The sequence below is a fragment of the Ramlibacter monticola genome (assembly GCF_016722785.1).
Classification (GTDB): Bacteria; Pseudomonadota; Gammaproteobacteria; order Burkholderiales; family Burkholderiaceae_C; genus Ramlibacter; species Ramlibacter monticola.
The window spans coordinates 1,577,482-1,599,484 of record NZ_JAEQNE010000001.1 but is presented as its reverse complement, the minus strand read 5'-3'; the positions used below and the strand labels follow the sequence as shown (position 1 = coordinate 1,599,484).

Sequence of the window (22,003 nt, the reverse complement as noted above, 5' to 3'; positions counted from 1 at the left end):
CGCGTCCCCTCAGGCGAGCAGCTGGCGCAGGTCGTGCGCGCATTCCTCGGCGGACTGCGCGTGGCGCAGCGCGACGCGCAGCTTGCCCTGCGGATCGAAGCCGTAGGACAGCAGGGAGTGGTCCAGCGTGTACGAGGAACCGGTCGGCACCTTCTTGAAGAACACCTTGAAGTCGTCGGCCACGGTCTTCGTGGCCTGCGGGTCGCCCCACAGCGCGACGAAGCTCGGGTCGAAGGCCTTCGTGTAGTTGGAGAGCACCTCCGGCTGGTCGCGCTCGGGGTCGAGCGTGACGAACAGGACCTGCAGCTTGTCGGCGTCCTTCCCGAGCTGGGCGCGGATCTGCGCGGCGCGCACCAGCACCGTGGGGCAGGCGTCCGGGCACTGCGTGAAGCCGAAGTGCAGCAGCACCATCTTGCCGCGCCAGTCGGCCAGCGAGCGGTCGCGGCCGTCGCGGTCCTTCAGGTGGAAGTCGCGGCCGTAGGTGGCGTCGGTGAGGTCGACGCCCTTGAAGCTGGCGCGCGCCGGCTGGTGGTCGCAGCCGGCCAGCAAGGCCAGGCCGCCCAGCAGCAGGGTACGGCGGGTGGGAGTGGAAAGGCGATTCATCGGGGGGCTCCGGGTTCTGTGATGAAACCGATCTTGCGCAGTCCGACGCGCTGCGCGGCCGCCATCGCACGGGCGACCTTCTCGTAGCGCACGGCCTTGTCGCCGCGGATGTGCAGTTCGGGCTGCGGGTCCTTGATGGCCTCGGCCTGGAGCAGCTCGTCCAGGTCCTCGTCGGCCACCCTGGATTCGTTCCAGTAGTAGGCGCCCTGCGCGTCGACGCCCAGTCGCACCGTGTGCGGCCTGGTGTCCTGCGCGTGGTTCTGGGCGCGCGGCAGGTCGATGTTGACCGCGTGCTTCATGACGGGCACCGTGATGATGAACACGATCAGCAGCACCAGCATGACGTCCACCAGCGGCGTCATGTTGATCTCGTTCATCACCTCGGAGGTGTCGTCCTGGGTGCCGAAGGCCATGGCGTGCTCCTCAGGCCTTCTTCAGCTGCAGCACCTTGCGTTCGCCGCCGGCGACGCGGGCGCCGGTGACGAAGTAGGCATGCAGGTCGTGGGCGAAGCGATTGAGCTTGTGCAGCACGCGCTTGTTGCCGCGCACCAGGGCGTTGTAGCCCAGCACCGCGGGGATGGCCACCGCGAGGCCCAGGGCCGTCATGATCAGCGCCTCGCCGATCGGCCCCGCGACCTTGTCGATGGTGGCCTGGCCGGCGACGCCGATGGACATCAGCGCGTGGTAGATGCCCCAGACCGTGCCGAACAGGCCCACGAAGGGCGCGGTGGAGCCGACCGAGGCGAGGATCGCCAGCCCCGCCTGCAGCTGCGCGGTGCAATCGTCGATGGCGTTGCGCAGGCAGCGCGTGACCCAGTCGCTCGCGTCCATGCCGTCCTGCAGCCGCGGGCGCCCATCCTTCTGCAGGATGTGGGCGGAGGCATCGCGGCCTTCCAGGGCCAGCGTGCGGAAGGGATTGTCCTCGTCGGGGCCGAGCTGCGCGAGGCCGGCGGCGAAGTCGGTCGCGGTCCAGAACTGCTCCGTCGCCTTCGCCTGCTTCGCGCAGCGGCGCTGGTCCAGCGCCTTCACCGAGATGACCGCCCAGGAGGCGAGCGACATGCCCCCCAGCAGCAGGAACACCCCCCGGGTGACGAGATCGCCCTGGGACCAGACGTTGGCAAGACCGAAATGGGGATGCATGGGACTCACTCCAGGACGAAATTGATGGGAACGCTGAACCACATGGCCGTCGCCACGCCGCCCTTCTTGCCGGGGACGTAGCGCCAGCGCTGCACGGTCGCGAGCGCGGCCGCGTCGAGGCGATCGAAGCCGCTCGAGGCCTTGACCTTCGCCTGCTGCGCGTTGCCGTCGGTGCCGATCAGGACGTCGACCAGCACCTGGCCCTGCTCGCGCAGCTTGCGGCTGATCGCCGGATAGGCCGGCTTCGGGTTCTGCAGGTAGTCGGCATCGGTCGAAGGCAGTTCGACCGCCGCGGCCGGCGCGGCCTTGGCGACGACCACGGGAGCCGCGGGAGGGGCCGGCGGCGCGGCCTGCGCCACGGGTTGCGCGATCGGCGCCAGCGCGACCTGCGTGGCGGCCGCGGTGGGCGCTTCGGGCGCCGGCTCGGGCGCGGGCTTCGCCACGGGCATGGGCGCCGGGGCGGGCGGCGGCAGCGGCGCGACCTTGCGCGCGACCGGCTGCGGCAGCGCCTTCGGCGGCTCCACCGGCTTGGGCGGCGTCACCACCTGCGGCGGCTCGGGCTCGATCAGCACCGCCATGATCGTCTCCGGCACCACGGCCTCGACGGCGCGGCGCACCAGGCCGCTCTGCAGGGCCCAGACGGCGCCCACGTGCAGCAGCAGCACGCTGGAAGCAATGGCGAGGTTGCGTTGGGTCTTCACGGCATCCAACCCTGCGCAAGAACCGTGCGCGCCACGCGCTGGCGCCAGGCCATGGCCAGTTCGAGCACGGCGACCACCGTCGCCGACAGCGCGAACAGCGGCATGGCGACCAGCAGGATCGCGCCCGCGATCCAGGCCCCCACCGGCACCGCGGCCCAGGAGCCGGGCAGCAGGCGCGGCAGCACCGCGCCGCCCTGCCGGCGGCGCAGCAGGAACATGGCCCAGCCGGAGACCAGCGAGAACACCACGCCGGCGCCGAACACGAACAGCAGGGCCTGGTTCCACCAGCCGAATTCGCCGCGGTGGAAGGGGATGCCGATGGCGGTGCCCTTGCTGAACACGGTCTGGTCTTCCCAGCCGGTCTGGAACAGCGTCTGGCCGCTGTAGGCATCCAGCACCAGGTTGATCTTGCTCGAAGGTTCGGTCTGCTCCGAGCTGTTGATGCGCCACACGCCCTGGGCGCCGCGCGGCGGCGTCATCAGCAGCGTGACTTCGGGCGCCTTCGTGCGCGCGGCCTGCAGCACCGCTTCCCACGCGAGCGCCTGCTGCCCGGGCAGGGCGCTGGATTGCAGGCCCTTGGGCGCCGACGGGGGCGCCTGGCCGATCGCGTCCCGGAAGCCGCGGATCTGGTCGCCGGCGTGCTTGCTCCAGGTGAGCCCGGTGGCCAGGATGACGAGGCTCATCACCGACAGCGCCACGCCGAGGAAGCCGTGCCACTGCTTCCACGCGGTGCGCCCGCGCGCCGACGCCTCGGGCAGCGCGCGCGACTGGCCGCGCGGCCACCACAGCCAGATGCCGGTGAGCAGCATGATCATCATCCAGCTGGCGCTCAGCTCGATCATCCAGCGCCAGGTGTCGCCCTGCAGCAGCGAGGAGTGCAGCCTCTTGGACCACATGCCGAAGCGCTCCATCTCGCCGTGGCTGCCCAGCACCTGCGCGGTGTAGGGGTCCACGTACACCACGGTGCCCCGCGGGAGGCGGTCGCCGCCCGCGGTGGCGGTGGAGGTCACGTTGGCGATCGGGGCCGGCCGGTCCGCGGCCTGCACGTGACCGGCGTGACCGGCGTGGCCCGCCTGCGCTTCGTTCCCGCCAGTGCTGCCGTGGGCGCCGTGGCCGGACTGCGCCGCGATGCTCCCGTGCCGGGCCGGGGCGAACACCACCTGCACCGAGCGGTCCGCCTGGCCGGGGATCACCACCGTCTTGAGGTGCTGGTCCGCCGGCGCCGCCGCCTTCGCCGCCGCCACCGTCATGTCGAGCGGCAGCATCGCCCCTTCCGGCACGACGCGATCGATCTGCTTGTGCAGCGAGCCCTCGATCTGCGGCGTGAACACGTAGAGCAGCCCCGTCAGGGCGGCGACGATCGCGAACGGCGACGCGATCAGCGCGGCCCAGAAGTGGATCCGCAGGAACAGGCTGCGGCGGCGGGCGATCAGGCTGTGCGGGGTGCCCATGGCTTTCCCTCCTCCTTAAAGGTCGACCTTCACTTCCGCCACGTAGCTCCGGTTCGGGTACGGGTGGAAGTTCCAGTAGGCGTAGTTGTTGACGTTGTCGATGCCGAAGGCCAGCGAGGTGGACTTCGTGGCCTGGTAGTGGGCGCGCAGGTCGACGACGAAGAACTTGCTCACGCCCTGGTAGGTGTAGCCGTTGACGTCGCTGTTGTTCAGCGTGCGGAACTGCTGGCCGCTGTAGCGCGCCGCGACGGTGGTCGTGAGCTGCGGGTTCCAGTGGTAGGCCGCGACGGCCGTGGCGCGCCAGTCGGGGATGTTGGGCTGGCGCTTGCCGATGGTGTCGCCGGGCGTGGTGACGAAGCCGGCGTTCTCCTTGATGACGGAGTGCGCGTAGGTGACGCTGCCCTGCAGGTCCAGACCCGGCATCCACACGTCGGTCCCGTTGGCCACGAACTCCAGGCCGTAGGTGTCGATGCGGCCGACGTTCTGCACGCGAGTCACATTCTTGTTGATCGTCGGCTCGAGGGTGGTCTGCGAGAACAGGGCGTCCTTCGTGCGCTCGGCGAAGAAGGTGCCTCGGGTCAGTACGTTGCCATACGGCTTCTCGGCGCCGAGCTCGAAAGTCCAGGACTTCTCGGGCCGCAGGTTCGCGTCGTTGACGAACTGCGAATTCGAGGTCGATGTCGCGCCATAGAGTTCCTGCACGGTGGGGAAGCGCACCGCGCGGCCCAGCGCTGCCTTGAGCACGGCGTCCTGGTTGAACTGCCAGGACAGCGCCGCCTTCGGCGAGAAGTGGTTCTCGGAGCGCGCAGGCCAGTCGGTGTCGACCGCCGGGCTCCCGCCCGGGATGCGGGTGCGGCCGTCGTACGCCTGCCAGTGCTCGTAGCGGCCGCCCAGCACGGTCTTCCAGTCCGGAGCGAAGGCCCAGGCGTCCTGTCCCCAAATGCTGCGCAGGCGCGTGCGGCCGCCGACGTCGCTGACCCGCTGGCCAGACGGGCCGTTGAGCCAACTGCCCACCGCATTGGTAGTGAGGTAATCGAGGTTGTAGCTGTCCTGCTGAAGGCCGGCGTCGATGATGTGCGCGCCCTTGGCGCCGAAGGGCCGCCATGTGCCGCGCGCCGCCAGCGTGTTCCAGCCCGTGCCGCTGCCGTCCGCGATGGTGCCGGCGCCGCCGCTGGAGGCGCCCGGGGGCGTGTTGGTTCCGCTGGTCTGCCGCTTGATGTCCTTGTCGTAGTCGTACAGGCTGGCCGAGAGCTCCCAGTCGAAGGTGCCCTGGGTGTTGCTCTTGACCGAGAAGCCGTGCATGAAGTGCGTCAGGGACTCCTCGGTGAGGGGGAAGTCGGACGCGGAGAGCGGGGGCGTGAAGGCGACGCCGTTGATGTTGATGGGGCCGCTGAACACCGGCTGGCCGGAGGCGTCGCGCAGGTAGGTCTGCGAGGTGCCGCTGGACTTGTTCTGCCACACGCCCAGCGTGTACGCGGCCCGCACCGCCGGCGTGAAGTCGTAGGACACCTTGGCCTTAAGGTGGTCCTGCTTCGTGTGGTACTGGGTGCTCGTGCCCAGGATATACCAGGCCTCGTTGGCGTTGTTGCGATCGAGCACCGCGCCGGTCACGGGCTTGCCCGCGGTGCCGGGTGTTCCCTGCTTGGCCACCAGCCGCGTGGGGAAGGTCAGGGGCTGGCTCTCGCTGTCGGTGTGGTTCACGTTGAACCACCAGCCCCAGTCGCCCGAACGGTTGCCGGCGCCGGCGCTGACTTCCCAGGAGCGGAAGGTCTCGTCGGTGTTGTAGAGGCTGAAGGGCTGCACCACGAAGCCGGCCTTGCCGTGCGCCTCGAACTGCGTCGGCATGCGCGTCGTGTACTCCACCACCGCACCCACCGAGTTGCCCGGATACGCCGCCGAGAACGGGCCGTACATCACGTCGACGCGCTCGATCTCCTCCGGCGTCACCAGGCCCCAGCGGGGCGGGAAGCTCAGGCCGCCGACGCCGTTGCCCAGGTAGTTGGACAGCAGGATGCCGTCGGCGTAGACGGCGGAGCGGGCGCTGTTGCCGGTGCCGGAGGCGCGGCTGGAGAGGATCGCGTGGTTGTAGTCGCCGATGTAGCGCTTGCGCACCAGCAGGCTGGGGAAGTACTTCAGCGCGTCTTCGCTGTCCGTGGCGTTGATGGTCTGGTCGATCTGCTCGCGCGTGATCCCTTCCATGGTGGCGGGGATCTGCGTGGGCAGGGAGGTCGGCTGGCCACCGGTGATGGTGACCACGCCAAGGGCTTTGCTGGGCGCCTCCTGGGCGGCAGCGAGGATCGGGAAGGCCATGGCGATTGCCAGGGCCATGCGTTTCTTGCGCATCTGCGACTCCGTTCTTCTGACAAGGCGATGCCGGCGGGCACGGGCGTGCCTTGGGCGTTTCTTCGACTGCGTCAGGCGAGTGGCGGGGCGCGCGCGGGGTAGGGCGAGGCGGCCTGGGCCGCGTGGACGACGGGAAGCAGCGGCGCGGGGGCCGCCACGGGCGGCTGCTGCGCCGCGAACACGATGTCGACGGAGGGCAGCCCCGTCAGGACGCACATGCGGCAGTCCTTGGTGTGGTCGTGCCCGTGGCCGGCATCGCCGTCGGCGCCGGCCATCAGCTTGGTGCCGCCGCCGCCGGAGCAGACCACGTCGAAGCCCTGGGTCTGCAACGCCGGGGCGGCGACCGCCACGCCGACCGACAACACGAACCACGCCAGCACGAGGCGGGCAAGGCGGTGGGCGCGGCGCAGGCTTTCCATGACGCAGGGGAAGTAGCAAAGGGTGGGCCACCGCCGTGCCGCCGTGGCGCCTGCCTCTGTCACACCCGGAAACACCTGCCGCGCGGAGGCCGCTTCGGGCGTGGGGGATGGGGGGGAATCCCCAACCTTGGGGCCCTCCGCTTCCCCACTTTCGTGCCGGAATGTCGCCGGCCACGCGTCGCTCCTACAGGACTTTCCGACCGTTCCCACGGCGCCGCCGGTCCCTTGCCTCTACCGTGGCAGCCCATGGCAAAGGAACGACGCGCCCCCGACCGGGGCCCTGGCGCCGGGGCGGAACCGGCACCGTCCGGCCGCGGCTTCGTCCGCGTGCGCGGCGCCCGCGAGCACAACCTGAAGGACGTGGACGTCGACGTCCCGCGCGATGCCCTCGTGGTGTTCAGCGGCGTGTCGGGCTCGGGCAAATCCTCGCTCGCCTTCGGCACGATCTACGCCGAGGCGCAGCGCCGCTACCTGGAGTCGGTGTCGCCCTATGCCCGGCGCCTGATCGACCAGGCCGGCGTGCCCGACGTCGACGCCATCGACGGCCTGCCGCCCGCCGTGGCCCTGCAGCAGCAGCGCGGGACGCCCAGCGCCCGCTCCTCGGTCGGCAGCCTCACCACGATCTCCAGCGTGCTGCGCATGCTCTATTCGCGCGTCGGCGACCGTCCGCCCGGCCACCCCATGCTGTATGCCGAGGACTTCTCGCCCAACACGCCGCAGGGCGCCTGCCCGCGCTGCCACGGCCAGGGGCGGGTGTACGACGCGACCGAGGCGTCCATGGTGCCGGACGATTCGCTCAGCATCCGCGAGCGGGCGATCGCCGCCTGGCCGCCGGCCTGGCACGGGCAGAACCTGCGCGACATCCTCGTGTCCCTGGGGCACAACGTGGACAAGCCCTGGCATGCGCTGCCGCGCAGGCTGCGCGACTGGATCCTGTTCACCGACGAGACGCCCACCGTGCCCGTGTACCCCGGCTTCACCCCGAAGGAGACGAAGGCCGCGCTGCGCAGCCGCATGGAGCCGGCCTACATGGGCACCTTCACCAGCGCGCGCAACTACGTGCTGCACACCTTCGCCAGCACGCAGAGCGCGATGATGCGCAAGCGCGTCTCGCAGTTCCTGGTGGGCGCGCCCTGCCCGGCGTGCGAGGGCAAGCGGCTCAAGCCGGAGGCCCTGGCGGTGACTTTCGCCGGGCACGACATCGGCGCGCTGTCGCAGTTGCCGATCGAGACGGTCGCCCAGCTGCTCGCACCGGCCGCCGAAGGGCGCCTGCAGAAGGCGAATGCTTTCGTGCCGGAGGAGCAGCGGCTCGCGGCCCGGCGCCTGGCGCAGGAGCTGGAGGCGCGGCTGCGCGTCCTGCAGCAGCTCGGGCTGGGCTATCTCTCCCTGGAGCGCAGCACGCCCACCCTGTCGCCCGGCGAGCTGCAACGCCTGCGCCTCGCGACCCAGCTGTCCTCGCAGCTGTTCGGCGTGATCTACGTGCTGGACGAACCCTCGGCGGGCCTGCACCCGGCCGACGGCGAGGCCCTGCTGGACGCCCTGCAGCGCCTGAAGGCGAGCGGCAATTCGGTCTACGTGGTGGAGCACGACCTGGCGCTGATGCGCCGCGCCGACTGGCTGGTCGATGTCGGCCCGGCCGCCGGCGAGCGCGGCGGGCGCGTCCTGTACAGCGGGCCGCCGCCCGGGCTGGCGCAGGTGCGCGAGTCGCAGACCCGGCCCTACCTGTTCGGCGAACTGAAGCTGCCGCGCAGGACGCCCCGCGCGGCGCGCGGCTGGCTGCGGCTGGAAGGCATCACGCGCAACAACCTGCGCGAGGTCGACGTGGCCCTCCCGCTCGCCTGCCTGACGGCGGTGACGGGCGTGTCCGGCTCGGGCAAGTCGACGCTCGTGACGCGCGCGCTGCTGGAGCTGGTCGCCCGGCACCTGGGCAGCGCCCTGCCGGATGCCGAGGAGGAAGTCGACGGCGAAATGGCAGCCGACGCGCGCGATGGCACCTGGTCGGGACGGCTCGCCGGCGACAGCGCCGCCATCCGCCGGCTGGTGCAGGTGGACCAGAAGCCGATCGGCCGCACGCCGCGCTCCAATCTCGCGACCTACACCGGGCTGTTCGATGCCGTGCGCAAGCTGTTCGCGGCCACGCCGGCCGCGCGCCGGCGGCGCTACGACCCCGGCCGCTTCTCCTTCAACCTGCCCAAGGGCCGCTGCGCCACCTGCGAGGGCGAGGGCTTCGTCGAGGTGGAACTGCTGTTCATGCCCAGCGTGTACGCGCCCTGCCCGGACTGCCACGGGGCGCGCTACAACGCGCAGACGCTGGAGATCCAGTGGCGCGGGCGCAGCATCGCCGAGGTGCTGGCGATGACCGTGGAAGAGGCCGCCGCGTTCTTCGCCGGCGAAGCGCAGGTGGAGCGGCCGCTGCAGGTCCTGCTGGAGATCGGGGTGGGCTACCTGCGCCTGGGCCAGCCCGCCACCGAGCTCTCGGGCGGCGAGGCCCAGCGGATCAAGCTCGCCACCGAGCTGCAGCGCCCGCACCGCGGAGACACGCTCTACGTGCTGGACGAGCCCACCACCGGGCTGCATGCCGCCGACGCGGACCGGCTGATGCTGCAGCTGCAGCGCCTGGTGGACGAGGGCAACACCGCCGTCGTGGTGGAGCACGAGATGCGCGTGGTCGCCCAGAGCGACTGGGTGGTGGACATGGGGCCCGGCGCCGGCGAGCAGGGCGGGCGTGTCGTGGCCACCGGCACGCCGGAGCAGGTGGCCGCGTCGCGCGGCAGCCGCACCGCCGCGTACCTGGCCCAATGCCTGCGCTCGCGTGCGGGATCCGCGGGTTAGACTTCGACGAGCATGCCACCCACCACCACCGTCATGTTCGCCGACCTCACCGGCAGCACGGCGGTCTTCGAGAGGATGGGCAACGCCGCCGCGACGAAGACGGTCACGGCGCTCACCGACTGGATGGCCGAGGTCTCGCAGGTGCACGGCGGGCGGGTGGTGAAGACCCTGGGCGACGGCGTGCTGGCCCTGTTCCCCGGCGGCGCCGACGCGGTCGAGGCGGCCGTGCAGCTGCAGCGCGAACACGCGCGCCGCAGCAACCGGCACGGCCCCATGCAGCGCCTGCAGCTGCAGGTGGGCCTGGCCTGCGGCGAGGTGGTGGAGGTCGCGGGCGACTGCTTCGGCGACGCGGTCAACGTGGCCGCGCGGCTGTCCGACCTCTCCGGCGCGCGCCAGATCCTCGCCACCGACACGGTGGTGGAGCAGATGCGTTCGGCGCCCCCGGGCGCCCATTTCCATCCGCTCGGGCCGGTGCCGATCCGCGGCCGCGCCCAGGCGTGCCGCCTGTTCCGCATCGACTGGGAAGAGGATTCGTCGACCGACATGATGACGATCCCCGCCTTCGCCAACACCTTCCAGCCGGTGCCCACGGACGTCGGGGCCGGCGCGATCGAGCTGCACCACATGGAACGCAGCCGCACCTTCGCCAGCGACGAGCTGCCGGTGCACCTGGGGCGCGCCCGCGAGGCCGAGTTCCTGGTGCCGGACCCGCGCGTGTCGCGCCTGCACGCCCGCATCGACTGGCACAACCAGGCTTTCGTGCTGGTGGACCTGAGCAGCAACGGCACCTGCGTGCGCTTCCAGGGCGCGTCCACCGAGCTGCGGCTGCGCCGCGACGAATGCGTGCTGCACGGCAGCGGAGAGATCGCCCTCGGCCCCGAGTTCACGGACTGGTCGTTGCCTGCCGTCCGGTTTGAGCTCAAACTGCGCTGAGTCATGACGCCGCACCACGGCCCGGTCTTCCGCTCCGGCTGGGACGCCGGATCGCCTGTCGCGCTGCAGCGGCGCGAGGCCATGCTCCAGCAGGTGGCCCGCTTGCGGGCCCTGGAGCAGCGCGCGGACGCGAAGTCGGCCGAGGCCCGGCCCGTGTTCGAGCGCCGGGGGCAGCTGCTGCCGCGCGAACGCATCGGCCTGCTGCTCGACGCCGGCCGTCCCTTCCTGCCGCTGTGCACGCTGGCCGGCTACCTGCAGGACCAGAAGGACCCCGCGGCCTCGGTGCCGGGCGGCGGGATCGTCGCGGGCATCGGCTTCGTCTCCGGCGTGCGCTGCATGGTGGTGGCGAGCGATTCGGGCATCGACGCCGGGGCGATCCAGCCCATGGGGCTCGAGAAGATCCTGCGCGCGCAGGAGCTGGCGCTGGCGAACCGGCTGCCCTTCCTGCACCTCGTGGAGAGCGCCGGCGCCAACCTGATGCGCTACCGGGTCGAGACCTTCGTGCAGGGCGGCGCGCTGTTCCGCAACCTGGCCCTGCTGTCCGCCGCGGGCATCCCCGTGGTCACCGTGCAGCACGGTTCCGGCACGGCGGGCGGGGCCTACATGCCCGGGCTGTCGGACATCGTCATCATGGTGCGGGGGCGCTCGCGCGCCTTCCTCGCCGGTCCGCCGCTGCTGAAGGCCGCGACCGGCGAAGTCGCGACCGAGGAGGAGCTCGGGGGCGCGGAGATGCACACGCGGGTGTCCGGCCTGGGCGAGTACCTCGCGGAGGACGACCGCCATGCGCTGGGCATCGCGCGGGAGGTGCTGGCGCGCACCGGATGGCAGGAGCCGGTGGGGAAATTGGAATCTGACCCCAATAAGGAGGAACTGCTGTCGCTGATGCCCGCCAACCTGCGCGAGCCGGTGGACCTGCGCGAGGTCATGGTGCGGCTGGTCGACGACGCGGGGCTGCTCGAATTCAAGCAACTCCATGGCGCAGCCACGGTGTGCGCGCAGGGGCGCCTGGGCGGGCACGCGGTCGGGTTCGTCGGCAACAACGGGCCGATCGACGTGGCGGGGGCCAACAAGGCGACGCACTTCATCCAGTGGATGTGCCAGCTGGGGCACCCCATCGTGTACCTGCAGAACACCACCGGCTACATCGTCGGCCGGCAGAGCGAGCAGGAGGGCATGATCAAGCACGGCAGCAAGATGATCCAGGCCGTGGCCAATGCGACGGTGCCGCAGCTCACCATCCAGTGCGGGGCCTCCTACGGCGCCGGCAACTACGGCATGTGCGGACGCGCCTATGCGCCGCGCTTCCTTTTCAGCTGGCCCGGCGCGCGCACCGCGGTGATGGGCGGCGAGCAGGCCGCGCGCACCATGCAGATCGTCAGCGAGGCGGCGGCGGCCCGCAAGGGCGAGACGCCCGACCCGGCCCGCCTGCAGGCGCAGTTCGAGCGCATCGTGGACATGCTCGAGGGGCAGGCGGACGCCTTCCACACCTCGGGCCTGCTGCTGGACGACGGCGTGATCGATCCGCGCGACACCCGCGCGGTGCTGGCGTTCTGCCTCGACACCGTCGCCGCGGCACAGGCGAAGCCGCTGCGGCCCGTGCAGTTCGGCGTCGCGCGTATGTGAGGAGCCGGCCATGCACTACAGCCACGAACACCTCGAGCTCCAGAAGACGCTGCGACGCTTCATCGCCGAGGAAATCAATCCGCACGTCGACGAATGGGAGGAGGCCGAGATCTTCCCCGCGCACCAGGTGTTCAGGCGCCTCGGCGAACTGGGCCTGCTGGGGCTGACGAAGCCGGAGGAATACGGCGGCGCGGGGCTCGACTACTCCTGGTCCATGGCGATGGCCGAGACGCTGGGCCACGTGGAGTGCGGCGGCGTGCCGATGGCCATCGGCGTGCAGACCGACATGGCCACGCCGGCGCTGGCCCGCTTCGGCAGCGACGCGCTGCGGCGCGAGTTCCTGGCCCCGGCCATCGCCGGCGACATGGTGGCCTGCGTCGGGGTCAGCGAGCCGGGCGCGGGCAGCGATGTCTCGGGCATCAAGAGCCGGGCGCGCAAGGACGGCGGCGACTACCTCCTCACCGGCCAGAAGATGTGGATCACCAACAGCCTGCAGGCCGACTGGATGTGCATGCTGGTGAACACGGGCGAGGGGCCCGTCCACCGGAACAAGAGCCTGGTGATCGTGCCGATGCGGGAGAACGGCAGGCTGCGCCCCGGCATCGAGGTCGCGCGCAAGATCCGCAAGATCGGCATGAACAGCAGCGACACGGGGCTGATCTACTTCGACGAGGTGCGGGTGCCGCAGCGCTTCCGCATCGGCGAGGAGGGGCAGGGCTTCATCTACCAGATGCAGCAGTTCCAGGAGGAGCGCCTGTGGGCCGCGGCCAACTGCCTGGCCTCGCTGTCCAACTGCATCCAGTGGACCGTCGAATGGGCGCGCGAACGCAAGCTGTTCGGCGCCACGCTCGCGGACCAGCAATGGGTGCAGTTCAAGCTGGCGGAACTGAAGACCGAGGTGGAGTCGCTGCGCGCGCTGACCTACCGCGCCTGCGACCTCTACGTGCGGGGCGAGGACGTGCTCGAACTCGCCTCCATGGCCAAGCTGAAGGCCGGCCGCCTCAATCGCCTGGTGCCCGACACCTGCCTGCAGTTCTGGGGCGGCATGGGCTACACCTGGGAGAACAAGGTCTCGCGCATGTTCCGCGACGGCCGGCTGGTGTCGATCGGCGGCGGCGCCGACGAGGTGATGCTGGGCATCATCGCGAAGCTGATGGGGCTCGCGAAGCGGCGGCCGGGGCCGGAATGAAGATCCGCCGCGTCCTGGTCGCCAACCGCGGCGAGATCGCCCGCCGCATCTTCCGCACGGCCCACCGGCTGGGGCTGGACACCGTCGCCGTGTACTCCGAGGCCGACCGCGGCGCCCTGCACGTGCAGGAGGCGACCGAGGCGCACCCCCTCGGCGGCGCCGCGGTGGATTCCTACCTGCGCATCGACAGCCTCGTGGAGGCCGCCCGCGCCTGCGGCGCCGACGCCGTGCATCCGGGCTACGGCTTCCTGAGCGAGAACGAGGAGTTCGCGCGGGCCGTCGCCGACGTCGGCCTGCTGTGGATCGGTCCCAGCCCGGAAGCGCTGCGCGCGCTGGGCAGCAAGGCCCGCGCGAAGGAACTGGCGCATGCGCGGGGCATCCCCTGCCTGCCCGGCTACCAAGGGCCCGACCAGTCGGACGAGCGCCTGCTCGCCGCCGCCCGGGACCTCGGCTACCCCCTGATGGTCAAGGCCAGCGCCGGCGGCGGCGGCCGCGGCATGCGGCTGGTGACCGACGCGGCGCAACTGCCCGCCGCCCTGCAGCTGGCGCGCTCCGAGGCGCAGGCCGCCTTCGGCGATGGCGAGCTGCTGCTCGAACGCGCGCTGCCGCACCCGCGCCACGTGGAAGTGCAGGTGATCGCCGACATGCACGGCCGCTGCCTGTACCTGGGCGAGCGCGACTGCTCGGTGCAGCGCCGCCACCAGAAGCTGATCGAGGAGTCGCCCAGCCCCTCGGTCGATCCCGCCCTGCGCGAGCGCCTCGGCCAGCAGGCGGTGGAACTCGCGCGCGCGGCCGGCTACGTGGGCGTGGGGACCGTGGAGTTCCTGCTCGACGAGCATGGCCGCTCCTGGCTGCTGGAGATGAACGCGCGGCTGCAGGTGGAGCACGCGGTCACCGAGATGGTGAGCGGGCTGGATCTCGTCGAGTGGCAACTGCGCATCGCCGGGGGCGAGCGCCTGCCGTACCGCCAGGAGCACCTCAACCTGCAGGGCCACGCGGTGGAGGCGCGCCTGTGCGCCGAGGACGCGGCCTTCCTGCCGCAGGCCGGACGCATCCAGGCGTTCCACGCGCCACCGGCGGGCGAATCGCGCAACGGCGGCACGCGCCTGCGTTTCGAGCACGCGCTGTTCGAGGGGCTGGCCGTCACTCCGCACTACGACTCGCTGCTGGGCAAGCTGATCGCCCACGGGCCCACGCGGGAGCAGGCCATCGCGCGCCTGCTGTCGGCGCTCGATGCGCTGTGCGTGCTGGGGCTGCCCACCAACCGGCGGCTGCTCGCGGCCTGCCTGCGCCACCCCGTGTTCGCGGCCGGGGAGGCCCGCATCGACTTCCTCGAGCAGCATGGCGACGCGATGCGGCGCGCGCTGGCCGCCGAGGAATTCGGCGCGGCGCCCACGGCGGCGCTCGCGCTGCTGCTGCCCCAGGGGCCGGCCGCGGCCCTCCCTTCGCCCTTCACGCGCCCGTGGCGCGTGCGGCACCACGGGGACCTGCTGGACCTGCCGGTGTGCGAGGCCGACGGCGTCGTGCCGCCCCCGGTCCACGTGGCGCTGGTCCGGCCGGGCTGCTGGCACCTGCAGCACGGCGCGGTGGACCTGTTCCTGGAGGACGCCTCCTGCGATCCCCCCGCCGGCGCGGCGCTCGCCCGGGCCGCCGACGAACTGCGCGTGCCCTTCAACGGCAAGGTCGTCGCGGTGCATGCCCGGCCCGGCGTTGCGGTGCGCAAGGGCGACACGCTGGTGGTCGTGGAGTCCATGAAGCTGGAGCACGCGCTGGGCGCCGCCCGCGACGGCACGGTGCGCAGCCTGCACGTGCATCCGGGGCAGCAGGTGGCCGCCTCGCAGGTCCTCGTGACCTTCGAGTCGGCGGCGTGAACGCGCGGCGGACGGCGCCGGGGCAGGCGCTGCGCCACAATGCGCACCATGACACGCCAACCGCCCGCCCTGTCCCTGGAATTCGAGGACGAATTCGTCGCCGGCCTGCGCGCCATCTTCGAGGAGAAGATCGTGTTCAACCGGGTGCTGGGCCTGCAGGTCGTCTCCCTGCGCCCCGACAAGGTCGTCGGCCGCATCGCCATGAAGCCGGAACTGGTGGGGCACTACCTCCACAACCGCGTGCACGGCGGCGTGATCAGCGCCGGCCTCGACGCCATGGGCGGGCTGGCGGTGATGGCCGCCTCCGGGGCGCGCCACATGGAGGAGCCGCCGCTGCAGCGCCTGCAGCGCTTCGGCAAGCTGGGCACGATCGACCTGCGCATCGACTACCTGCGGCCGGCGGTCGGGGACCATTTCGAACTGCAGGCGGAGGTGCTGCGCCTCGGCTCGCGCGTCGCCACCACGCGCATGGAATTCCTGGGCGCGGACGGCAAGCTGCTCGCGTGCGGCGCGGGTGCGTACATCGTTTCCTGATCCGCCCCATGTAGCGTGAACGCGCCCGCGCCGCTGCTCGGCCCCGGCCACGCCCTCACCCTGATCGTCGGCGTGGTGGTCGGCGCCGGCATCTTCAAGGCGCCGTCGCTGGTCGCCGGCCTGGCGGGCAGCGCGGAGTGGATGTTCATCGCGTGGCTGCTGGGGGGCGCGGTCTCCCTGGTCGGCGCCCTGTGCTACGCCGAGCTCACGAGCGCGTGGCCGCATGCCGGCGGCGACTACCACTTCCTGCGGCGCGCCTTCGGCCCCGGCGTCTCCTTCCTGTTCGCGTGGGCGCGCTTCTCGGTGATCGCGACCGGGTCGATCGCGCTGCTGGCGTTCGTCTACGGCGACTACATGCAGCAGCTGCTGCCGCTGGGCCCTTCGGGCGCGTCGCTGCACGCCGCGCTGGCGGTGCTGCTGCTGTGGGCCGTGAACGCGCGCGGCCTCCTCGCCGGCGCCTCCACGCAGGGCTGGCTCACCGTGCTGGAAGTCGGCGGGCTGGTGTCGCTGGTGGTCGCCGCGCTCTGGCTGCTGGCGGCGGGCCACGCGCCGACGGCGTCGGCCGCGGCGGCGGCCGACGCGCCTTCGGCCCGTGCGTTCGGGCTCGCGATGGTGTTCGTGCTCCTCACCTACGGCGGCTAGAACGAAGCCGCCTACCTCGGCGCCGAGATGCGCCGGCAGGGCGACATCGTGCGGGCCCTGCTGTGGTCCATCCTGCTGATCACGGTGCTGTACCTGCTGGTGAACTGGGGCTACCTGCGCGGGCTGGGCTTCGAGCGCATGGCGAAGTCCGAGGCCGTCGCGGCCGACCTGATGCGCGCCGCCTTCGGCGCGGCCGGCGAGAAGCTGGTGTCCGCGCTGGTGGCGCTGTCGGCGCTGACCTCCATCAACGCCACCATGATCGTCGGCGCCCGCACGCAATACGCGCTGGGACGCGACTGGCCGCTGCTGGCGACGCTGGGGATCTGGGATCGCGCGCGCGGCCTGCCCGTGCGCGCGATGCAGCTGCAGAACCTCACCGCGCTGCTGCTGGTGCTGCTGGGCGCCTGGACCGGGGGCGGCTTCCGCGCGATGGTGGAGTTCACCGCGCCGGTGTTCTGGCTGTTCTTCCTGCTGGTGGGCGTCGCGCTGTTCGTGCTGCGCGGGCGCGAGCCGCGGCGCGCGCGGCCGTTCCGGGTGCCGCTCTATCCCCTGCTGCCGGCGCTGTTCTGCGCGAGCTGCGCGTTCATGCTCTGGTCCAGCCTCTCGTACGTCTACAGCCAGGCCCTGGGCGGCTTCAACGCGGCCTGGATCGGGCTGGGCGTGCTGGCCGTCGGCGCCCTGCTGCTCGCGCTGCTGCGCGCGCGTTCCGGCGCGCCCGCCCCGCATCCCGCCGACTGAAGGAGCCGCCATGGTCCCGCGACGCACCGTGCTTTCCGCCCTCGTCCTGCTGCCGGGCGCCGCCCGGGCCCAGGAAGCCGAGCCGCGGCGCCCCGACGTGCCCTACGTCCCGACGCCGCCCGAGGTGGTGCGCACGATGCTGCAGATGGCGCGCGTGCGCAAGGGCGACGTGGTCTACGACCTCGGCTGCGGCGACGGCCGCATCGTGATCGAGGCGGCGCGGCGCCACGGCGTGCGCGGGGTGGGCATCGACATCGACCCCCAGCGCATCCGGGAGGCCCGCTCGAACGCCCGCAACGCCCGCGTGGAGGACCGGACGGAGTTCCGCGTCGCCGACCTGTTCGAGAGCGATTTCTCGGAGGCGACGGTGGTCACGCTCTATCTCCTGCCGCAGCTGAACCTCCGCCTGCGGCCGCGGCTGTGGGAGCAGTTGAAGGTCGGCACGCGGGTCGTGTCGCACGGCTTCGACATGGGCGAGGAATGGCCGCCCGAGCGCACCGAGGTGGTGGGCGGCAGCGCGATCTTCTACTGGACCATCCGGCCGGAGCATAAAGGGCGCTAGGAGCCGGGGCGGCAGGGAAACGGGTCTGAGGGCCTGGCTTCCCGGTCCGTCACAGCGGCGGCATCATGGCCTGCTGGCGCGCCGAAGCCAGCATCTCCCAGCTCACGAGGAATACCGCCGCGATCACCGGGCCGATCACGAAGCCGTTGAGCCCGAACACGACGATGCCCCCCAGCGTGGCGACCAGCACCAGGAAGTCGGGCATGCGCGTGTCCTTGCCGACCAGGATGGGCCGCAGCACGTTGTCCACCAGGCCGATCACGACCGCGCCCCACAGGGCGAGGCCGATGCCCTTCACCACCGCCCCGGTGAAGAAGTAATAGAGCGCCACCGGTCCCCAGACCATCGCTGCGCCGACGGCGGGCAGCAGCGACAGCAGCGCCATCACCGCGCCCCACAGCACCGCGCCCGTCAGGCCCAGGACCCCGAAGGCCAGGGCGCCCAGCGTGCCCTGCACCAGCGCCACCACGATGTTGCCCTTGACGGTGGCGCGCACGACGGTGGCGAACTGCGTCAGCAGCCGGCGCGTGTGCTGCGGGTGAAGCGGGATCGCGCGGGCGATGCCCTGCGAGATCTGCTCGCCGTCGCGGAACAGGAAGAACAGCATGTACAGCATCACGAAGAAGGCGACGATGAAGTCCAGCGTGACCTGCCCCAGGCCCACCACGCGGCTGGTGAGGACCTGCCCGCTGGCGCCGACCGCCGCCATCATCCGCTGCTGCAGGGCCGCCAGGTCGGTCATTCCGAAGCGGTGCAGCACCGCGCGCGCCCATTCGGGCAGGGCGGCGATGAAGCGCCGGAAGTACTCCGTGAACTGGATCTCGCCGGAGCGCATCTTCTCCACCACCAGCGAGGCTTCCTGCGCGATGGAGGCGGCCACCATGGCGAGCGGCAGGATCACGATCAGCAGGATGACGGTGAGCGAAGCGAGCGCCGCCATGTTGCGGCGGCCATGGCTGCCCTGCACGAAGCGCTGGTGCATCGGCCAGAACACGATGGCGATGAAGATCGCCCAGCAGATCGCGCCGAAGAAGGGCCACAGGATGAGCAGGAACAGCAGCGTGGCCGCCAGCACCAGCAGCAGCAGCGACTTGAACTCCAGGTTGGGGTTCTTCAGCGGGTTCGGCGAACTCATCCGGCGGAGCGTACCAACAATCGCAAGAGCCGGGGCGGCTTCGGAGCGGCGCCGGCCCTGCCCCCGAGGCGCCGCCGCCCGGCGGAAAGGTGGCGCGCCGCGGCACCCTGCGGTCTAATGGCCCGCATGGATGTCCCTGCCGTGCATGTGGAGAGGGTGGAATCCGTCACGATCGTGACGCTCGATCGGCCCCACGTCCGCAATGCCGTGGACGGCGCCACGGCCCGCCAGCTCTACGATGCCTTCCTCGCCTTCGAGGAGGATGCGCAGGCGCGGGTGGCCGTCTTCCACGGGGCCCACGGCCATTTCTGCGCCGGCTGGGACCTGCAATACGGCGCCCGCATGGCCCAGGGCCCCGGCGCGGCGGAACTGACCCGCCAGCTGGGCTTCGCGGAAGGCGAAGGGCGCAGCGCGGCGCCGATGGGCCCCACGCGCCTGCTGCTGTCCAAGCCGGTGATCGCCGCCGTGAGCGGCGCCGCCGTCGCCGGCGGCATGGAACTCGCGCTCTGGTGCGACCTGCGGGTGATGGAGGAAGACGCCTTCTTCGGCATCTACTGCCGCCGCTTCGGCGTGCCGCTGATCGACGGCGGCACCGTGCGCCTGCCGCGGCTGGTCGGCATGGGCCACGCCATGGACCTGATCCTCACCGGGCGCAAGGTGGAGGCGCGCGAGGCGCTGGCCATGGGCCTGGCCAATCGCGTGGTGCCGCGCGGCCGCGCGCGCGAGGAGGCGATCGCGCTGGCCTCCCGCCTCGCCGCCTTCCCGCAGGAGACGATGCGGGCCGACCGCATCAATGCCTACGAGCAGTGGGACAAGCCCCTGCCGCAGGCCCTGCGCGAGGAGTGGGAACGCAGCCGCTGCCGCATCCTGGACGGGGTCGCGGGCGCCGTCCGCTTCGCCGAAGGAAAGGGCCGGCACGGGAGCGCCGTGGAAGAGGGCGCCGGGGGGGAGTGACCCCTCAGCGCGGGATCGGCTTCGGCCGCCCGTTCTCGTCGATCGCCACGTAGGTCAGCGATGCCTCGGTGACCTTGCAGAACTGCCCCTGGTCGCGGAAGCTCTCGGAATAGACCTCCACGTCGACCGTCACCGAAGTGCGGCCGATGCGCTCGACGGCGGCGAAGAAGCTCAGGATGTCGCCCACGCGCACGGGCTGCTTGAACACGAACTGGTTCACCGCCACCGTCGCCATGCGGCCGCGGATGATGCGCGCCGGCAGGACGGAGCCGGCCAGGTCGACCTGGGCCATGACCCAGCCGCCGAAGATGTCGCCGTTGCCGTTGGTGTCGGCCGGCATCGGGATCACCTTCAGCACGAGTTCCTTGTCGGTGGGAGGCGTGGCCGGGCCATGGGGCGGCAGCGCGTCACTTGGTTTTGCGGACATGGGCACAATCTGGAGCAAGTCTTTTCATCGATTGTCCCCCATGCGTCGCGGCGGCGAACTGTCCTCCTCCCTTGCACCCCCCGCGGCCGCGGCCGCTGCGCCGCGGCCCGGCCGCTCCGACTGGGCCACGCTCGCCCGCCTGTTCCCCTACCTGTGGCAGTACAAGTGGCGCGTGTCCGCGGCGCTGGCCTTCATGGTGGGCGCCAAGGTCGCCAACGTGGGCGTGCCCATGCTGCTGAAGGAGCTGGTCGACGCGATGAACGTGAAGCCCGGCAGCGCCACGGCCTTGCTGGTGGTGCCGGTGGGACTGCTGGTTATCTACGGCCTGCTGCGCCTGTCGACCTCGCTGTTCACGGAACTGCGCGAGCTGGTGTTCGCCAAGGCCACGCAGGGCGCGGCGCGGAGCATCGCGCTGGAGACCTTCCGGCACCTGCATGCGCTGTCGCTGCGCTTCCACCTGGAGCGGCAGACCGGGGGCATGACCCGCGACATCGAGCGGGGCGTGCGCGGCATCGAGTCGCTGATCTCGTACTCCCTCTACAGCATCGTGCCCACGCTGATCGAGGTGACGCTGGTGCTGACCATCCTGGCCGTGAAGTTCGACGCCTGGTTCGCCTGGATCACCATCGCGGCGCTGGTCGTCTACATCTCCTTCACCGTCACCGTCACCGAGTGGCGCACGCAATTCCGGCGCGAAGCCAACGAGTTCGATTCCGCCGCGCACACCAAGGCGGTGGATTCGCTGCTGAACTACGAGACGGTCAAGTACTTCAACAACGAGGACTTCGAGGCGAACCGCTACGACCAGAGCCTCGAGAAGCTGCGCCGGGCCCGGCTGAAGAGCCAGACGACGCTGTCGCTGCTGAACACGGGGCAGCAGGTGATCATCGCGGTGGGCCTCGTGGCGATGCTGTGGCGCGCCACCCAGGGCGTGGTGGACGGCCGCATGACCCTGGGCGACCTGGTGATGATCAACGGCTTCATGATCCAGCTGTACATCCCGCTCAATTTCCTGGGCGTGCTGTACCGCGAGATCAAGCAGAGCCTCACCGACCTGGACAAGATGTTCGCGCTGATGGAGCGCGAGCGCGAGGTGGCCGACAAGCCGGGCGCGCAAGCGCTTCCCCCCGGGGCGGCCGACTGGTCCGTCCGATTCGAGCACGTCAGCTTCCACTACGACCCCGCGCGTCCCATCCTGCGCGACGTCTCCTTCGAGATCCCCGCCGGCAGGACGGTGGCCGTGGTGGGGCCCTCGGGCGCCGGCAAGTCGACGCTCGCCCGCCTGCTGTACCGCTTCTACGACGTGCAGCAGGGTCGCATCGCCATCGCCGGCCACGACCTGCGCGACGTCACGCAGGCCAGCGTGCGGCAGGCGATCGGCATCGTGCCGCAGGACACGGTGCTGTTCAACGACACGGTCGAATACAACATCGCCTACGGCCGCCCGGGTGCGAGCCGCGAGGAGGTGGAGGAGGCGGCCCGCGCCGCGCGCATCCACGACTTCATCGCGTCCACGCCCCGGGGCTACCAGACCATGGTGGGCGAGCGCGGCCTGAAACTCTCCGGCGGCGAGAAGCAGCGCGTGGCGATCGCCCGCACGCTGCTGAAGGACCCGCCCATCCTGATCTTCGACGAGGCCACCTCGGCGCTGGACAGCGCCAACGAGCGCGCGATCCAGGCGGAGCTGAAGAGCGCGGCGCAGAACAAGACCACGCTGGTGATCGCGCACCGCCTGTCCACGGTGGTGGACGCGCACGAGATCCTGGTGATGGAGGCCGGCCGCATCGTCGAACGCGGCACCCACCAGGAACTCCTGGCGCAAGGCGGCCGCTATGCCGACATGTGGGCCCTGCAGCAGAGCGCCGAGGCCGAGACGTTCACCGAAGTGATGGGGATGTAGCTTGGC

The 22,003-nt window shown here is 71.3% G+C and carries 18 protein-coding genes and 1 pseudogene; 10 read left to right on the top strand and 9 right to left on the bottom strand.

The genetic code is table 11. The features are described from left to right. Window positions 1-9: 9 nt before the first annotated feature. The 7 genes from JJ685_RS07725 to JJ685_RS07695 form a co-directional block, all read right to left on the bottom strand. Window positions 10-603, bottom strand: a complete 594-nt coding sequence (locus JJ685_RS07725) for an SCO family protein (protein WP_201673593.1) — start codon at window positions 601-603, stop codon at window positions 10-12. Next, window positions 600-1,016 carry an ExbD/TolR family protein gene (locus JJ685_RS07720; protein ID WP_201673592.1) on the bottom strand — a complete coding sequence of 139 codons (417 nt, stop codon included), beginning with the start codon at window positions 1,014-1,016 and terminating at the stop codon, window positions 600-602. Before JJ685_RS07720 ends, JJ685_RS07725 begins: the two co-directional genes overlap by 4 nt. Before the next feature lie 10 nt (window positions 1,017-1,026). Beyond that, window positions 1,027-1,743, bottom strand: coding sequence for a MotA/TolQ/ExbB proton channel family protein (locus tag JJ685_RS07715; RefSeq protein ID WP_201673591.1), 717 nt, complete (start codon window positions 1,741-1,743; stop codon window positions 1,027-1,029). A 5-nt stretch (window positions 1,744-1,748) separates the two neighbouring features. Then, entirely contained in the window at window positions 1,749-2,444 is a 696-nt protein-coding gene (locus JJ685_RS07710; RefSeq protein ID WP_330901714.1) for an energy transducer TonB, read from the bottom strand. Continuing rightward, a complete protein-coding gene (locus JJ685_RS07705) occupies window positions 2,441-3,895 on the bottom strand; it encodes a PepSY-associated TM helix domain-containing protein (RefSeq protein WP_201673589.1) in 1,455 nt (484 codons plus the stop codon). The genes JJ685_RS07710 and JJ685_RS07705 overlap by 4 nt, the downstream gene beginning before the upstream one ends. 15 nt (window positions 3,896-3,910) lie before the next feature. Then, a complete protein-coding gene (locus tag JJ685_RS07700) occupies window positions 3,911-6,238 on the bottom strand; it encodes a TonB-dependent receptor (protein WP_201673588.1) in 2,328 nt (775 codons plus the stop codon). A gap of 71 nt (window positions 6,239-6,309) precedes the next feature. After that, window positions 6,310-6,657, bottom strand: a complete 348-nt coding sequence (locus JJ685_RS07695; protein ID WP_201673587.1) for a DUF2946 family protein — start codon at window positions 6,655-6,657, stop codon at window positions 6,310-6,312. 246 nt (window positions 6,658-6,903) lie between these two features. Between JJ685_RS07695 and JJ685_RS07690 the strand changes: the two genes are divergently transcribed. The 8 genes and pseudogenes from JJ685_RS07690 to JJ685_RS07655 all read left to right on the top strand — a co-directional run bounded on the left by JJ685_RS07690 (window position 6,904) and on the right by JJ685_RS07655 (window position 17,581). Further along, complete coding sequence (locus JJ685_RS07690) at window positions 6,904-9,489, top strand: excinuclease ABC subunit UvrA (RefSeq protein WP_201673586.1); 2,586 nt, start codon at window positions 6,904-6,906, stop codon at window positions 9,487-9,489. A gap of 12 nt (window positions 9,490-9,501) precedes the next feature. Then, window positions 9,502-10,422, top strand: a complete 921-nt coding sequence (locus JJ685_RS07685) for an adenylate/guanylate cyclase domain-containing protein (protein ID WP_201673585.1) — start codon at window positions 9,502-9,504, stop codon at window positions 10,420-10,422. 3 nt (window positions 10,423-10,425) lie between these two features. Then, window positions 10,426-12,045: an acyl-CoA carboxylase subunit beta gene (locus tag JJ685_RS07680; RefSeq protein ID WP_201673584.1), complete on the top strand. Its 1,620-nt coding sequence runs from the start codon at window positions 10,426-10,428 to the stop codon at window positions 12,043-12,045. Between the two features lie 10 nt (window positions 12,046-12,055). Beyond that, window positions 12,056-13,234 (top strand): acyl-CoA dehydrogenase family protein, encoded by a 1,179-nt coding sequence (locus JJ685_RS07675; protein ID WP_201673583.1) that lies wholly within the window; start codon window positions 12,056-12,058, stop codon window positions 13,232-13,234. A gap of 2 nt (window positions 13,235-13,236) precedes the next feature. Further along, window positions 13,237-15,105 (top strand): acetyl/propionyl/methylcrotonyl-CoA carboxylase subunit alpha, encoded by a 1,869-nt coding sequence (locus JJ685_RS07670; RefSeq protein WP_330901728.1) that lies wholly within the window; start codon window positions 13,237-13,239, stop codon window positions 15,103-15,105. Window positions 15,106-15,153: 48 nt separating this feature from the next. Next, complete coding sequence (locus JJ685_RS07665) at window positions 15,154-15,639, top strand: thioesterase family protein (protein WP_201673581.1); 486 nt, start codon at window positions 15,154-15,156, stop codon at window positions 15,637-15,639. Window positions 15,640-15,654: 15 nt separating this feature from the next. Continuing rightward, window positions 15,655-17,019, top strand: a pseudogene (locus JJ685_RS07660) (APC family permease). A 10-nt stretch (window positions 17,020-17,029) separates the two neighbouring features. Continuing rightward, a complete protein-coding gene (locus JJ685_RS07655; RefSeq protein WP_201673580.1) occupies window positions 17,030-17,581 on the top strand; it encodes an SAM-dependent methyltransferase in 552 nt (183 codons plus the stop codon). A gap of 49 nt (window positions 17,582-17,630) precedes the next feature. Here the strand turns inward: JJ685_RS07655 and JJ685_RS07650 are convergent, their stop codons facing one another. Continuing rightward, a complete protein-coding gene (locus JJ685_RS07650) occupies window positions 17,631-18,716 on the bottom strand; it encodes an AI-2E family transporter (protein ID WP_201673579.1) in 1,086 nt (361 codons plus the stop codon). Window positions 18,717-18,842: 126 nt separating this feature from the next. Between JJ685_RS07650 and JJ685_RS07645 the strand changes: the two genes are divergently transcribed. Next, the gene (locus JJ685_RS07645; protein WP_201673578.1) at window positions 18,843-19,670 is read left to right on the top strand and encodes a crotonase/enoyl-CoA hydratase family protein; all 828 of its coding nucleotides are present in this window, start codon (window positions 18,843-18,845) and stop codon (window positions 19,668-19,670) included. 4 nt (window positions 19,671-19,674) lie between these two features. On the opposite strand, the gene JJ685_RS07640 is transcribed toward JJ685_RS07645, so the two are convergent. Next, complete coding sequence (locus JJ685_RS07640; RefSeq protein WP_201673577.1) at window positions 19,675-20,097, bottom strand: acyl-CoA thioesterase; 423 nt, start codon at window positions 20,095-20,097, stop codon at window positions 19,675-19,677. A 40-nt stretch (window positions 20,098-20,137) separates the two neighbouring features. Between JJ685_RS07640 and JJ685_RS07635 the strand changes: the two genes are divergently transcribed. Then, window positions 20,138-21,997, top strand: a complete 1,860-nt coding sequence (locus JJ685_RS07635) for an ABCB family ABC transporter ATP-binding protein/permease (protein WP_201673576.1) — start codon at window positions 20,138-20,140, stop codon at window positions 21,995-21,997. Window positions 21,998-22,003: the final 6 nt, after the last annotated feature.

What these genes read in the sequence shown, in the direction of transcription:
- JJ685_RS07675 (WP_201673583.1), top strand. Translation starts at nt 12,056, where the DNA reads ATGCACTACAGCCACGAACACCTCGAGCTCCAGAAGACGCTGCGACGC.
- JJ685_RS07665 (WP_201673581.1), top strand. Translation starts at nt 15,154, where the DNA reads ATGACACGCCAACCGCCCGCCCTGTCCCTGGAATTCGAGGACGAATTC.
- JJ685_RS07715 (WP_201673591.1), bottom strand. Translation starts at nt 1,743, where the DNA reads ATGCATCCCCATTTCGGTCTTGCCAACGTCTGGTCCCAGGGCGATCTC.
- JJ685_RS07705 (WP_201673589.1), bottom strand. Translation starts at nt 3,895, where the DNA reads ATGGGCACCCCGCACAGCCTGATCGCCCGCCGCCGCAGCCTGTTCCTG.
- JJ685_RS07645 (WP_201673578.1), top strand. Translation starts at nt 18,843, where the DNA reads ATGGATGTCCCTGCCGTGCATGTGGAGAGGGTGGAATCCGTCACGATC.
- JJ685_RS07695 (WP_201673587.1), bottom strand. Translation starts at nt 6,657, where the DNA reads ATGGAAAGCCTGCGCCGCGCCCACCGCCTTGCCCGCCTCGTGCTGGCG.
- JJ685_RS07685 (WP_201673585.1), top strand. Translation starts at nt 9,502, where the DNA reads ATGCCACCCACCACCACCGTCATGTTCGCCGACCTCACCGGCAGCACG.
- JJ685_RS07680 (WP_201673584.1), top strand. Translation starts at nt 10,426, where the DNA reads ATGACGCCGCACCACGGCCCGGTCTTCCGCTCCGGCTGGGACGCCGGA.
- JJ685_RS07650 (WP_201673579.1), bottom strand. Translation starts at nt 18,716, where the DNA reads ATGAGTTCGCCGAACCCGCTGAAGAACCCCAACCTGGAGTTCAAGTCG.
- JJ685_RS07690 (WP_201673586.1), top strand. Translation starts at nt 6,904, where the DNA reads ATGGCAAAGGAACGACGCGCCCCCGACCGGGGCCCTGGCGCCGGGGCG.
- JJ685_RS07635 (WP_201673576.1), top strand. Translation starts at nt 20,138, where the DNA reads ATGCGTCGCGGCGGCGAACTGTCCTCCTCCCTTGCACCCCCCGCGGCC.
- JJ685_RS07725 (WP_201673593.1), bottom strand. Translation starts at nt 603, where the DNA reads ATGAATCGCCTTTCCACTCCCACCCGCCGTACCCTGCTGCTGGGCGGC.
- JJ685_RS07640 (WP_201673577.1), bottom strand. Translation starts at nt 20,097, where the DNA reads ATGTCCGCAAAACCAAGTGACGCGCTGCCGCCCCATGGCCCGGCCACG.
- JJ685_RS07655 (WP_201673580.1), top strand. Translation starts at nt 17,030, where the DNA reads ATGGTCCCGCGACGCACCGTGCTTTCCGCCCTCGTCCTGCTGCCGGGC.
- JJ685_RS07700 (WP_201673588.1), bottom strand. Translation starts at nt 6,238, where the DNA reads ATGCGCAAGAAACGCATGGCCCTGGCAATCGCCATGGCCTTCCCGATC.
- JJ685_RS07720 (WP_201673592.1), bottom strand. Translation starts at nt 1,016, where the DNA reads ATGGCCTTCGGCACCCAGGACGACACCTCCGAGGTGATGAACGAGATC.